The sequence below is a fragment of the Streptomyces sp. NPDC091289 genome, assembly GCF_044757365.1.
Classification (GTDB): Bacteria; Actinomycetota; Actinomycetes; order Streptomycetales; family Streptomycetaceae; genus Streptomyces.
This window is the reverse complement of the sequence record NZ_JBIVUT010000035.1, coordinates 66,151-80,114: the sequence shown is the minus strand read 5'-3', so window position 1 is coordinate 80,114 and position 13,964 is coordinate 66,151. Positions and strand designations below refer to the sequence as shown.

Sequence of the window (13,964 nt, the reverse complement as noted above, 5' to 3'; positions counted from 1 at the left end):
GGAAGCTAAGCCTTTCAGCGCCGATGGTACTGCAGGGGGGACCCTGTGGGAGAGTAGGACGCCGCCGAACAATTTTTCCGGGAAAGCCCCGCACCATTTTGGTGCGGGGCTTTTCTGCGTTCCGGACACGATCGGTGGGCCGCACGCCCCATGAGCCCCGCGCACCCCGTGCGCCCTGTCGGTAAGGCCTGGTGGAGGGGCTGCTGAGCGTCGAACCTGGGGCCGGCCGCGATTATGAGCATCTCCGGATCCCGTGTATGGTTTACCTCGTTGCCACAGCGCAGCGAGGCCCCAATAGCTCAGTCGGTAGAGCGTCTCCATGGTAAGGAGAAGGTCTGCGGTTCGATTCCGCATTGGGGCTCAGAAGACAAACGAAAGGCCCCCGCCAAGTGGCGGGGGCCTTTCGCGTTGGGCGTCAGACGAGAGGCGGTTCCGGGACGCGCATGGCCAGGATCGCCATGTCGTCCGAGGCCGGCTCGGCCGCGAAGCGTTCCACGGCCCGCAGAATGCGGGAGGCGACCGCTCCGGCCGTCAGGCCCGTACAGGTCGACAGGACGTCCGCCAGGCCGTCGTCGCCCAGCATGCGGCTTCCCTCGCGGCGTTCGGTGACGCCGTCTGTGACGCACAGCAGGACGTCACCCGGGTTGAGGACGACTTCCTGCTCGTACAGATCGAGGTCCTCGATGACACCGAGCAGGGGCTGCGGTTCGGCGGCGGACTCGACGGAGCCGTCCTGCCGCAGGCGCAGCGGCAGCGGGTGGCCGGCGCAGACGACCTTCAGGAGGGCGCTGCCGTCCTCCTGGGGCCACAGCTCGCCGTAGAGAAGGGTCAGGAAGCGGCTGCGGGCGCCCTCGTCGAGGATCGCCGCGTTGAGGCGCTCCAGGACCGCGGGGCCGCCGAAGCCCTCGCGAGCGAGCAGGCGCAGCGCGTGGCGGGCCAGGCCTGTGACAGCGGCCGCCTCGGGGCCCGTACCGCAGACGTCGCCGATGGCGAAGCCGTACGCGCCGTCGCTGATCGGGAAGACGTCGTAGAAGTCGCCGCCGACCTCGTTGCCCTCGCCCGCGGCACGATAGATGACCTCGATCTCGACGTTCGGCACATCGGGGAGGCCCGGGGGCAGCAGGCTGCGCTGGAGGGACTGGCTGATCGCCATGCGCTCCGAGTACAGGCGGGCGTTGTCCAGGGCCAGGGCGGCCCTGCGGGAGAGGTCCTCGGCCAGTTCCAGGATCTCCTGGCGGAAGTGGTCGTCCGAGGGCTTCCCGAGCGTCAGCATGCCGATCACACGGTTGCGGGCGACCAGCGGCAGGACCACCGTCTCACCGCCGACGGCCTGGGCCGTGGCGAGCGTCGTGCGGGTGGCCGTGCTCATGCTCAGCGGCGCGTCGCGCTGCAGGCTGCGGGTCGAGGTGCTGAGCGCCGCCTTGTGACCGGCCTCCGAGGGGGCGGCCCAGACACGGGCGCCCGGGGTCGGTACCGGATCCGGCGGGGCGATCTTCGAGAGCAGGGCCTTGAGCCCGTCGATGAGGTCCTCGTCCTCGTGGAGCACGTACGAGAGATACGGGTCGGAGGACTGGTCGGCGATCGTGTAGACGGCGCACCAGGTGGCCAGCGTCGGGACCGTCATCTGGGCCATGAGCGCCAAAGTCTGGTCCCGGTCGAGCGTGCCGGCCAGCAGATCGGACGCCTCGACGAGGAAGGACAGGGAGCCGCGGCGCAGCCGTTCCAGCTCGCCGAGGCGGGCGGACTCCACGGCGAGAGCGATGCGGTCCGCCGCGAACTGGAGGCGCAGGGCCTCCTCGTTCGAATAGCGGCCAGCGCCTTCCGCAGCGACGCCGAGGGAGCCGGTGAGGCGGCCCTCGACCTTCAGCGGGACCGTGACGACCGAGCGCATGCCGGTGTCGGTGAGGAGCGGGACGGCACCGGGGACGGCGGTCAGGTCCTCGTGGACGGCGGGCATCCGGGCGGAGCCGTAGCGTCCCGTGCCGGCCTCGACGGGCACCCGGGCGAAGCGCTGGCGGGCCGAGGGGAGGCCCGTCGTGGCGCGGACCTCCAGCTCCGTCTCGTCGTCCGTGGCGAGCAGGAGGAACGCCGCGTCGGCGTCGAGCATGTCGCGGGCCCGCTCGACCGTCCGCTGGAGGAGGCCGTCCAGGTCGTCGGGGGCCGGGGAGCCGATGAAGACCTCGAACGGGTCCGCGGTGCGGTTGTCCGGCGAGGAGTCGGAGACCGGTGTCCGGACCGGGGACTGGAGCACGGCGCGCTCGTCGTCGCGGACGAGGAGACAGACCGTGGAGGGTTCGCCGTCGGTGTCGCGGACCCGCAGGTGCGAGGAGTAGACGGCGATGGTCCGGCCGTCGGCGCCGCGGATCCCGTAACTGCCCTCCCAGCGGGAGAGCTGGAGGGCGTCGGCGATGCCGGTGTTGGTCCCGGGGGTGTGCGGCCAGGCCACGAAGTCGGTGAACTGCTTGCCGGTGACCTGTTCCGCGGTGTGCCCGAAGACGTACGTGGCGTCGTCGTTCCACGCGCTGATGGCGCCGGTGCTGTCGATCTGGACGACGGCCACCCGGACCCGCTGGTCGGTGACGGGGAGGAGCGCTGTGGGCAGGACCGGGCCGGCGGAGCGGATGCCCACCGGCCGGTCGGGCAGGTCCAGCTGGAACCAGACGTGTTTACGGGTGGGGGAGTACTCGACGCCCCAGCGGGACGCCAGGGCGGCGCAGAGCAGCAGACCGCGGCCGTTCTCGCGGTCGGGGCTGCCGAAGTCGAGGCCGTTGCTCTGGAGCGGGACCTCGCGTTCCGGATAGTGGTCGGAGACCTCGACGCGGACGCCGTCCGCGGTGCGCAGGCACAGCACGTCGGCCGCCGTCCCGGCGTGCACGACGGCGTTGGTCACGAGCTCACTGGTGAGGACGACGGCGTCGTCGACGACATCGTTGTAGCCCCACCCCTGGAGCGTGTCCCGGACGAAAGCGCGGGCGGTCGCGACGGAGCGCCCTACCGGTTCGAAGGTGGCGGCCGCGCGCGCGGTGATCACAGCACTCCCCATATTGGTGTCTCGTCGCTTCCCCGAGTCCTGTGCCCGTTTATCGCCGCTTCGATTCGCTTGCCAGGCTAGACGTTCGTCAAGGGTGCCGGGTACACGAGGGCCGAGTTCGGGACAGAGCGGTCCGGCGGTGGTGCGCGGGCGCACAAGTATGGACTCCCGGTGCAAGGGATGGGGGGCAACCGGTGCAGGTTGCCCGCCGACCGGTTCCGGCCTGGTACGTTGCCATGATTTGACGTCCGCCCGGTCGCCCGTTGACGGTGTGCAGTGGCGGTGAGCCAAAGTGGAACTGGGCAAGCTTCCGGATAGGCCCGAGTGAAACGGTCAACCCCTGCGGGAGGGACACGGTGGAGTCTGGCGTGGCGGCGCAGGGTTCGAAGGCGCGTACAAAAGGCGGACAGTCCGTGAAAAAGCAGCGCAATGGCACCGTCGAAGTGGACGCGGCAGCTCTGAACAGAGTGCTCGCGGGCCTCGTGGCGATGCGCGACGGCAACTTCCGCCGGCGGCTCACCGTCTCCGGCGACGGTGTGATGACGGAGATCGCGGCGGTCTTCAACGAGGTCGCCGACCGGAATCTCCATCTCACCGGTGAGCTGGCGCGCGTACGGCGGGTGGTCGGGCGTGAGGGCAAACTCACGGAGCGGCTGGAGACGGGCGCCTGTGAGGGTTCCTGGGCCGCCGCGATCGACGCCTCCAACGAGCTCGTCGACGATCTCGCGCGACCGGTCTCCGAAGTGGGCCGGGTGCTGTCGGCGGTCGCCGACGGTGATCTGGAGCAGCGGATGGAGCTGCGGTCGCACACGACGGACGAGACGGTCCGGCCGCTGCGCGGCGAGTTCCTGAAGGTCGCCCGTACGGTCAACAACCTGGTCGATCAGCTGTCGGTCTTCACCGAGCAGGTGACCCGGGTCGCCGTCGAGGTGGGCACCGAGGGCAAGCTCGGGGGCCAGGCGCAGGTGCGCGGGATGTCCGGGTCCTGGAAGGACCTCACGGACTCCGTGAACACCATGGCGTACCGGCTCACCGCCCAGGTGCGGGACATCGCGCTGGTGACGACGGCGGTCGCCAAGGGCGATCTGTCGCGGAAGGTCACCGTCCATGTGGCCGGCGAGATGCTCCAGCTGAAGAACACCGTCAACACGATGGTCGACCAGCTGTCCTCGTTCTCCTCCGAGGTGACGCGCGTCGCCCGTGAGGTGGGCACGGAGGGGGAGCTGGGCGGTCAGGCGACCGTGCCGGGTGTGGCCGGTGTGTGGAAGGACCTCACCGACTCCGTCAACACGATGGCGGGCAACCTCACCTCCCAGGTGCGCGGTATCGCGGAGGTGACGACGGCGGTCGCCAGCGGCGATCTGACGCAGAAGGTCACGGTGAGCGCACGCGGCGAGGTCGCGCAGCTCGCCGAGACGATCAACCAGATGACCGAGACGCTGCGTACCTTCGCGGACGAAGTGACACGTGTGGCGAGCGAGGTCGGTGGCGAAGGGCTCCTCGGCGGTCAGGCGCAGGTGCCGGGCGCGGCGGGGACGTGGAAGGACCTCACCGACTCGGTGAACACGGTCTTCCGGAACCTGACGACACAGGTGCGCGACATCGCGCAGGTCACGACCGCGGTGGCCAGCGGCGACATGTCGCAGAAGGTCACGGTCGACGTGGCCGGGGAGATGCTGGAGCTGAAGAACACCGTCAACACGATGGTGGACCAGCTCCAGTCGTTCGGTTCCGAGGTGACCCGCGTCGCCCGGGAGGTCGGCGTCGAGGGCCGGCTCGGCGGGCAGGCCGAGGTGCCGGGCGCGGCGGGTACGTGGAAGGACCTCACCGACTCGGTGAACACCGCGTTCCGCAACCTGACCGGTCAGGTCCGGGACATCGCGCAGGTCACCACGGCGGTCGCCAACGGTGATCTGTCGCAGAAGGTCACCGTGGACGTGGCCGGGGAGATGCTGGAGCTGAAGAACACCGTCAACACGATGGTGGCGCAGCTGTCCAGCTTCGCCGACCAGGTGACGCGGATGGCCCGCGACGTGGGCACCGAGGGCCGCCTCGGCGGTCAGGCGCGGGTGGACGGCGTCTCGGGTACGTGGAAGGAGCTGACGGACTCCGTCAACTTCATGGCGGGCAACCTCACCTCCCAGGTGAGGCAGATCGCCCAGGTGACGACGGCGGTGGCGCGGGGCGATCTGTCGCAGAAGATCGACGTGGACGCCCGGGGCGAGATCCTGGAGCTGAAGAACACCATCAACACGATGGTCGACCAGCTCTCCGCCTTCGCCGACCAGGTCACCCGGGTCGCCCGCGAGGTGGGTACGGACGGCCGGCTCGGCGGTCAGGCGCAGGTGCCCGGCGTGGCCGGAGTGTGGCGCGATCTCACCGATTCGGTGAACGGTATGGCCGGAAACCTCACCGCTCAGGTCCGTAACATCGCGCAGGTCGCCACGGCGGTGGCGCGCGGTGACCTGTCGCAGAAGATCGATGTGGATGCCCGGGGCGAGATCCTGGAGCTGAAGAACACCCTCAACACGATGGTGGACCAGCTGTCCAACTTCGCGGAGCAGGTGACGCGGGTCGCCCGTGAGGTGGGTACGGAGGGCATCCTCGGCGGTCAGGCCGAGGTGCAGGGCGTGTCCGGTACGTGGAAGGACCTCACCCAGTCCGTCAACGGCATGGCGAACAACCTGACCCTCCAGGTCCGCAACATCGCCGAGGTCACCACCGCGGTCGCCAAGGGCGATCTCTCCAAGAAGATCACGGTCGACGCCAAGGGCGAGATCCTCGAACTGGTCACGACCGTCAACACGATGGTCGACCAGCTGCTGAACTTCGCCGACGAGGTGTCCAGGGTGGCCCGTGAGGTGGGCACCGAGGGGATCCTCGGTGGTCAGGCGCGGGTGCGCGGGGCGACCGGCATCTGGAAGGACCTCAGCGAGAACGTCAACCTGATGGCCAACAACCTGACCAGCCAGGTGCGGAACATCTCCCGGGTCTCCTCCGCGGTCGCCAACGGCGATCTGACGAAGAAGGTCACCGTGGAGGCGCGCGGCGAGGTCGCGGAGCTGGCCGACACCGTCAACACGATGGTGACGACGCTGTCCTCGTTCGCCGACGAGGTCACGCGAGTGGCCCGTGAGGTGGGCACGGAGGGCGAGCTGGGCGGTCAGGCCCGGGTGCCGGGAGTCGCCGGTACGTGGAAGGACCTCACCGAGTCCGTGAACTCGATGGCCTCCAACCTGACCGGTCAGGTGCGGCAGATCGCCACGGTCACCACCGCCATCGCCAAGGGCGACCTGACCAAGAAGATCGACATCGACGCCCGCGGTGAGATCCAGGAGCTGAAGAACACCATCAACACGATGGTCGACCAGCTGTCCTCGTTCGCGGAACAGGTGACCCGGGTCGCCCGCGAGGTGGGTACCGAGGGGCAGCTGGGCGGTCAGGCGCGGGTGCGGGACGTGGACGGCACCTGGCGCGATCTCACCGAGTCGGTGAACGAGATGGCCGGGAACCTGACCCGTCAGGTGCGTGCCATCGCGGCCGTCGCCACCGCGGTGACCCGCGGCGATCTGAACCTCAAGATCGATGTGGACGCGGCCGGTGAGATCCAGGTCCTCCAGGACAACATCAACACGATGATCGCGAACCTGCGCGACACCACGCTCGCCAACAAGGAGCAGGACTGGCTGAAGGGCAACCTGGCCCGGATCTCCGGTCTGATGCAGGGCCGCCGCGATCTGGACGACGTGGCCTCGCTGATCATGAGCGAGCTGACGCCGGTGGTCTCGGCGCAGCACGGTGCGTTCTTCCTGGCCATGGCCGCGGGCGACTCGGACGAGGTGGGTCCGGACAACGGTGCGGCCGGCGCGTACGAACTGCGGATGCGGGGGAGTTACGGCTACTCGGCGGGGTCGATGCCGACCTCCTTCCGGCCCGGCGAGACGCTCATCGGGACGGCGGCCGAGGAGAAGCGGACGATCCAGGTGGACAACGTGCCGCCGGGGTATCTGAAGATCTCCTCCGGTCTGGGTGAGGCCCCTCCGGCGCATGTGATCGTGTTGCCGGTGCTCTTCGAGGGCAAGGTTCTCGGCGTCATCGAACTGGCCTCGTTCCAGCCGTTCACGCATATCCAGCGGGACTTCCTCAACCAGCTCGCCGAGATGATCGCGACGAGCGTCAACACGATCAGCGTCAACACCAAGACCGAGAAGCTGCTGGAGCAGTCGCAGGAGCTGACCGAGCAACTGCGGGACCGCTCGCAGGAGTTGGAGAACCGGCAGAAGGCCCTCCAGGCGTCCAACGCCGAACTGGAGGAGAAGGCCGAGCTGCTGGCCCAGCAGAACCGCGACATCGAGGTGAAGAACACCGAGATCGAGGAGGCCCGGCAGGTGCTGGAGGAGCGCGCCGAGCAGCTCGCGGTCTCGATGCGCTACAAGTCCGAGTTCCTGGCGAACATGTCGCACGAGCTGCGGACGCCGCTCAACTCACTGCTGATTCTGGCCAAGTTGCTGGCGGACAACGCCGAGGGCAATCTCTCGCCGAAGCAGGTGGAGTTCGCCGAGACGATCCACGGGGCCGGTTCCGACCTGCTCCAGCTGATCAACGACATCCTGGACCTCTCCAAGGTCGAGGCGGGCAAGATGGACGTCAGCCCGACCAGGATCGCGCTGGTCCAGCTGGTCGACTATGTGGAGGCGACGTTCCGCCCGCTCACCGCGGAGAAGGGGCTCGACTTCTCCGTACGGGTGTCGCCGGAGCTTCCCGCGACGCTGCACACCGACGAGCAGCGCCTCCTCCAGGTGCTGCGCAACCTGCTCTCCAACGCGGTGAAGTTCACCGACAGCGGGGCGGTGGAGCTGGTGATCCGGCCGGCCGGCGCCGATGTGCCCAACGCGATCCGGGAGCACCTGCTGGAGGCGGGTTCGCTGCGGGACGCGGACGCCGATCTGATCGCCTTCTCGGTCACCGACACCGGGATCGGGATCGCGTCCAGCAAGATGCTGGTGATCTTCGAGGCGTTCAAGCAGGCGGACGGCACGACGAGCCGGAAGTACGGCGGCACCGGCCTCGGTCTCTCCATCAGCCGGGAGATCGCCCGGCTGCTCGGCGGCGAGATCCACGCGGCGAGCGAGCCGGGACGCGGTTCGACCTTCACCCTGTACCTGCCGTTGCACCGTGCCGAACTGCCGCCCCAGGGCTACCCCCCGGTGGGTTCCGGTTCCGCCGAGGTGCTGGGCGGCGCGGGCGAGATGGGGCACGGGCAGTCGTCGCAGGGGCAGTCGGCTCCGTACGGCGACCCGGCCAACTCCGCCGGGATGTTCCGGCGGCGGCGCAAGGCCCTGGGGGAAGCGGCGAGCAGGGCCGCGCTGCCGGCCGGTCGCACCCCGTCCGAGAGTGCCCCGCAGCAGGAGGAGTGGGTGCAGGGGAGTCAGGACGGGAGTCGGCCGCAGGCGCAGGGTCAGGCCGCGGCGGAGGAGCCGGCGCCCCGGCGGACATTCCGCTTCCGCGGTGAGAAGGTGCTCATCGTCGACGACGACATCCGCAATGTCTTCGCGCTCACCAGCGTGCTGGAGCAGCACGGACTGGCGGTGCTGTATGCGGAGAACGGCCGCGAGGGCATCGAAGTGCTGGAGCAGCACGACGATGTGACGGTCGTGCTGATGGACATCATGATGCCCGAGATGGACGGTTACGCGACGACGACCGCGATCCGGCGGATGCCGCAGTTCGCCGGGCTGCCGATCGTCGCGCTCACCGCGAAGGCGATGAAGGGCGACCGGGAGAAGGCCATCGATTGCGGCGCTTCCGACTATGTGACGAAGCCGGTCGATCCTGATCATCTGCTTGCGGTGATGGAGCAGTGGATGCACGGAGAGTGATCGAGAATTGAACGAATTGACGTAAGTTGTTGACCGACTGTGCTCGATCGGGTGTGAACGCGCTGCATTCGGGGAACCTTCTGGTCTCCCACCGCGTTTGCGGTATGTGCACAGTGACATCGCGGTGACAGGGTGTGGTGACGGGCGGGGTGCGGCTACCATGACCGGCACAAGGACGGACGGCGTAAGGGAGTCGTCCCCTGGGGCGGCACCCGGTGCATTTCCGGGGCGAGGAGGACGGGCCATGGTGCAGAAGGCCAAGATCCTCCTGGTCGATGACCGGCCGGAGAATCTGCTGGCGCTGGAGGCCATCCTCTCTGCGCTCGATCAGACACTGGTCCGGGCATCGTCAGGGGAGGAGGCGCTCAAAGCGCTGCTCACGGACGACTTCGCGGTCATTCTGCTGGACGTCCAGATGCCGGGCATGGACGGTTTCGAGACCGCCGCGCACATCAAGCGGCGGGAGCGGACCCGGGACATCCCGATCATCTTCCTCACCGCGATCAACCACGGTCCGCACCACACCTTCCGCGGCTACGCGGCCGGTGCGGTGGACTACATCTCCAAGCCGTTCGACCCGTGGGTGCTGCGCGCCAAGGTCTCGGTCTTCGTCGAGCTGTACATGAAGAACTGCAAGCTCCGCGAGCAGGCCGCTCTGCTGCGGCTCCAGTTGGAGGGCGACGGTCACGCGGGCGGCGAGCACGAGAAGGAGCCGGCCGGTCTGCTGGCCGAACTCTCCGCGCGGCTCGCGGCGGTCGAGGAGCAGGCGGAAGCGCTCTCCAAACAGCTCGACGACGAATCAGCGGACGCCGCCGCGGTGGCCACGGCCGCCCACCTGGAACGCAAGCTCACCGGCCTGCGCCGCGCGCTCGACGCGCTGGAGCCGGGCACCGGCGGGGGCACGGGAGTGCTGCCCGCGCAGAGCTGACATCCTCCCTCCTCCGTCGTGAGGCGTCGTCAGTTCCCCGCCTCGCGAAGGCGACACGGTCGGGTGAACCCGTAGGCGAACGTGTTCACGGGCGACGACAGCGGTAACCTCGGCACCATGGCCTCACGTACGTCCGGCAAGGGTTCCCAGGGCACGGCGGGCACCGCGAAGCGCGTCGGCCGTACCTCGGGCCCGGCGAAGAAAGCCGCGCCCGCCAAGAAGAGCGCGCCCAAGAAGTCGGCTGCTCCCGCGAAGAAGGCCCCCGCGAAGAAGGCGGCGGCCAAGAAGCCCGCGCCCAAACCCGCACCGTCACCCACCGGGGGCATCTACCGGCTGGTGCGGGCGGTCTGGCTCGGGGCGGCACACGGCGTCGGCGCGCTGTTCCGCTCGATAGGGCGTGGCGCCAAGGGACTTGACCCCGCCCACCGCAAGGACGGGCTCGCGCTGCTGCTCCTCGGCCTGGCGCTGATCGTCGCCGCGGGCACCTGGTCCAACCTCCAGGGACCCGTCGGCGACCTGGTCGAGATGCTGGTGACCGGGGCCTTCGGCCGGCTCGACCTGCTCGCGCCGATACTGCTGGGCGCGATGGCGGTGCGGCTGATCCTGTACCCGGAGCGGCCCGAGGCCAACGGGCGCATCGTCATCGGGCTGTCCGCCCTGGTCATCGGGGTCCTCGGCCAGGTCCACATCGCCTGCGGTTCGCCGGGCCGGGACGCGGGCACCGAGGCGATGCAGGACGCGGGCGGGCTGGTCGGCTGGGCAGCCTCCAAGCCACTGATCTTCATGATGGGCGAGGTGCTCGCCGTACCGCTGCTGGCGCTGCTGACCCTGTTCGGGCTCCTCGTCGTCACCGCCACCCCGGTCAACGCCATTCCGCAGCGGCTGCGTCAGCTGGGTGTCCGCCTCGGCATCGTGGAACCGGCGCCCTCGGCCGGCGAGGGGTACGAGGACGACGACGAGCGCTACGACGAACAGTGGCGCGAGGCGCTGCCCGAGCGGCCCCGCCGCCGCGGCGCGCGGCGCACGGACGAGGACGCGGACCCGGTCTACGACCACGACCAGGCCGAGGCGGAAGCGCTCACCAAGCGCAGGAGGCCCCGCAGGCCTTCCGTACAGCCCGCGATGAACCGGCCGCTGGACGCGGTGGACGTGGCGGCCGCCGCTGCCGCCGCGCTCGACGGGGCCGTGCTCAACGGCATGCCGCCCTCGCCGATCGTCGCCGACCTGACCCAGGGCGTCTCCGTGGACCGGGAGCGCACCGGGACGCCCGTGCCCGGCGCCCGGGAGGCCGAGCGGGACGGGGCGGGCACGTCCGGGGCGGGGCGCCGGCCGGACCGGTCCGCCGGCACCGACGACGCGACCGGCGACGACCGTTCCGGTGGCACCTCCGACCGTTCCGGTGCCGTTCCCGACCTGACCAAGCCCGCACCGGAGCGTTCCGGGGGCCTGCCCGCCCGCGCCGAGCAGCTCCAGCTGTCCGGCGACATCACGTACTCGCTGCCCTCGCTCGACCTGCTGGAGCGCGGCGGACCGGGCAAGACCCGCAGCGCCGCCAACGACGTCGTCGTCGCCTCGCTGACCAACGTCTTCTCCGAGTTCAAGGTCGACGCCGCGGTCACCAGCTTCACCCGGGGCCCGACGGTCACCCGTTACGAGATCGAGCTCGGCCCCGCCGTGAAGGTCGAGAAGATCACGGCCCTGGCCAAGAACATCGCGTACGCCGTGGCCAGCCCGGATGTGCGGATCATCTCGCCGATCCCGGGCAAGTCCGCCGTCGGCATCGAGATCCCCAACTCCGACCGCGAGATGGTCAACCTCGGCGATGTGCTGCGCCTCGCGGATGCCGCGGAGGACGACCACCCGATGCTCGTGGCGCTCGGCAAGAACGTCGAGGGCGGCTACGAGATGGCCAACCTCGCCAAGATGCCGCACGTCCTGGTCGCCGGCGCCACCGGCTCGGGAAAGTCCTCCTGCATCAACTGCCTGATCACCTCGATCATGGTGCGGGCCACCCCGGACGACGTGCGGATGGTCCTCGTCGACCCCAAGCGCGTCGAGCTGACCGCGTACGAGGGCATCCCCCACCTCATCACCCCGATCATCACCAACCCCAAGAAGGCCGCCGAGGCGCTCCAGTGGGTCGTGCGGGAGATGGACCTGCGCTACGACGACCTCGCCAACTTCGGCTACCGGCACATCGACGACTTCAACCACGCGGTCCGCAACGGCAAGTGCAAGGCGCCCGAGGGCAGCGAGCGCGAGCTGTCCCCGTACCCGTACCTGCTGGTGATCGTCGACGAGCTGGCCGACCTGATGATGGTGGCCCCGCGTGACGTCGAGGACTCGATCGTCCGCATCACCCAGCTGGCCCGCGCCGCCGGCATCCACCTGGTGCTCGCCACCCAGCGCCCCTCCGTCGACGTGGTGACCGGCCTGATCAAGGCGAACGTTCCCTCCAGGCTCGCCTTCGCCACCTCCTCGCTCGCCGACAGCCGGGTCATCCTCGACCAGCCCGGCGCCGAGAAGCTCATCGGCAAGGGCGACGGGCTCTTCCTCCCGATGGGGGCCAACAAACCCACCCGGATGCAGGGAGCGTTCGTCACCGAGGACGAGGTCGCCGCCGTCGTCCAGCACTGCAAGGACCAGATGGCCCCGGTCTTCCGGGACGACGTCGTGGTGGGAACGAAGCAGAAGAAGGAGATCGACGAGGACATCGGCGACGACCTGGACCTGCTGTGTCAGGCCGCCGAGCTGGTCGTCTCCACCCAGTTCGGATCGACCTCGATGCTCCAGCGCAAGCTCCGCGTCGGCTTCGCGAAGGCCGGCCGGCTGATGGACCTGATGGAGTCCCGCAACATCGTCGGACCCAGCGAGGGCTCCAAGGCGCGGGACGTCATGGTGAAACCCGACGAGCTCGACGGGGTGTTGGCCGTCATTCGCGGGGAATCCGCTCCCTGACGGCATCCGCAACGGAATCCGCTCCGTAAAGGTTTTGTGGGCAACCGTTTCGTACGGTCGTACGTCCAGTTGAAGGGAGGGACGGAACCGTGCTCCTCCCCGCGGCTCGCTCCGTCGTCACCTCACCCTTACTCCCACCCCGTTCGGCCCACTACAGGTTGCCCAGTCCTCGATCGGGGCCGTGCTCCGTCCCCGCTCCGCCCCGGAGCCGGCGGCGGGGCCGTCCGGCGAACCCGATGGCGTACAAAGTCGTCCCTCCCGGTTGCCCCTCCCTTTCGTACCCCCCCTAGACTGAACATCCAGCAGGTGGCTCACGCTCGAAAGGCGCCCCCGTGTCCATCGGCAACTCCCCCGAAGACGACCGGCCTTCGATCGGTCGTGCCCTTCAGCAGGCTCGCATCGCCGCAGGTCTGACGGTCGAGGAAGTCAGCAGCTCCACCCGGGTGCGCATCCCCATCGTGCACGCGATCGAGCAGGACGACTTCTCCCGCTGCGGCGGCGACGTCTACGCCCGCGGCCACATCCGCACGTTCGCCCGTGCCGTCGGCCTCGATCCGGAACCGCTGGTCGAGGAGTACGACGCCGATCACGGCGGCCGTCCCGCACCGACCCCCGCCGCACCGCTGTTCGAAGCGGAACGCATCCGCTCCGAGCCCCGGCGGCCCAACTGGACCGCCGCCATGGTCGCGGCCATCGTCGCCGTCGTCGGCTTCGTCGGCTTCACGCTCTTCAGCGGCGAGGACGAACCCTCGAACACCGCGCAGATCGCGGAGGGCTCCAAGCCCGACAAGACCGCGGCCAAGCCCACCGCCACCAAGCCCTCCGATCCCAAGCCCGTGCCCTCCGAGAGCGCCATCGCCGCCGCTCCCCGGGACAAGGTGACGGTCAAGCTCAGCGCGACCAATGACGAGAGCTGGATCTCCGCGAAGGACCACAACGGGCGGCTGCTCTTCGACGGGCTGCTGCTCCCGGGCGAGTCCAAGACCTTCCAGGACAAGGAACGCATCGACCTCGTCCTCGGCAACGCCGGAGTGATCGAGCTCTTCGTCAACGGCAAGCAGGTCGAGGACCGCTTCGGGCCCGGCACGGTCGAGCGGCTCTCCTACACCAAGGGCGACCCCGAGGCCGGCTGATCCGCCGCCCCTGGTTTTCCCGCACGCGTCCCGAC

At 69.3% G+C, this 13,964-nt stretch carries 5 protein-coding genes and 1 tRNA gene; 5 read left to right on the top strand and 1 reads right to left on the bottom strand.

What is annotated here, in order from left to right; all coding sequences use genetic code 11:
- Nucleotides 1–288 precede the first annotated feature (288 nt).
- A tRNA-Thr gene (locus ACIQPT_RS34990) sits at nucleotides 289–361 on the top strand.
- Nucleotides 362–415: 54 nt separating this feature from the next.
- Here ACIQPT_RS34990 and ACIQPT_RS34985 read toward each other — a convergent pair.
- Nucleotides 416–3,043, bottom strand: a complete 2,628-nt coding sequence (locus ACIQPT_RS34985; RefSeq protein ID WP_401162018.1) for a SpoIIE family protein phosphatase — start codon at nucleotides 3,041–3,043, stop codon at nucleotides 416–418.
- Nucleotides 3,044–3,444: 401 nt separating this feature from the next.
- Between ACIQPT_RS34985 and ACIQPT_RS34980 the strand changes: the two genes are divergently transcribed.
- The 4 genes from ACIQPT_RS34980 to ACIQPT_RS34965 all read left to right on the top strand — a co-directional run bounded on the left by ACIQPT_RS34980 (nucleotide 3,445) and on the right by ACIQPT_RS34965 (nucleotide 13,929).
- Complete coding sequence (locus ACIQPT_RS34980; protein WP_401162016.1) at nucleotides 3,445–8,910, top strand: HAMP domain-containing protein; 5,466 nt, start codon at nucleotides 3,445–3,447, stop codon at nucleotides 8,908–8,910.
- 244 nt (nucleotides 8,911–9,154) lie between these two features.
- Nucleotides 9,155–9,838, top strand: a complete 684-nt coding sequence (locus ACIQPT_RS34975; protein WP_032794268.1) for a two-component system response regulator — start codon at nucleotides 9,155–9,157, stop codon at nucleotides 9,836–9,838.
- 117 nt (nucleotides 9,839–9,955) lie between these two features.
- Nucleotides 9,956–12,796 (top strand): DNA translocase FtsK, encoded by a 2,841-nt coding sequence (locus ACIQPT_RS34970; protein ID WP_401162014.1) that lies wholly within the window; start codon nucleotides 9,956–9,958, stop codon nucleotides 12,794–12,796.
- A 332-nt stretch (nucleotides 12,797–13,128) separates the two neighbouring features.
- Nucleotides 13,129–13,929: a helix-turn-helix domain-containing protein gene (locus ACIQPT_RS34965; protein ID WP_401162012.1), complete on the top strand. Its 801-nt coding sequence runs from the start codon at nucleotides 13,129–13,131 to the stop codon at nucleotides 13,927–13,929.
- Nucleotides 13,930–13,964 lie beyond the last annotated feature (35 nt).

Coding starts and splice junctions, on each gene's coding strand:
- ACIQPT_RS34985 (WP_401162018.1), bottom strand. CDS start 3,043: ATGGGGAGTGCTGTGATCACCGCGCGCGCGGCCGCCACCTTCGAACCG.
- ACIQPT_RS34975 (WP_032794268.1), top strand. CDS start 9,155: ATGGTGCAGAAGGCCAAGATCCTCCTGGTCGATGACCGGCCGGAGAAT.
- ACIQPT_RS34970 (WP_401162014.1), top strand. CDS start 9,956: ATGGCCTCACGTACGTCCGGCAAGGGTTCCCAGGGCACGGCGGGCACC.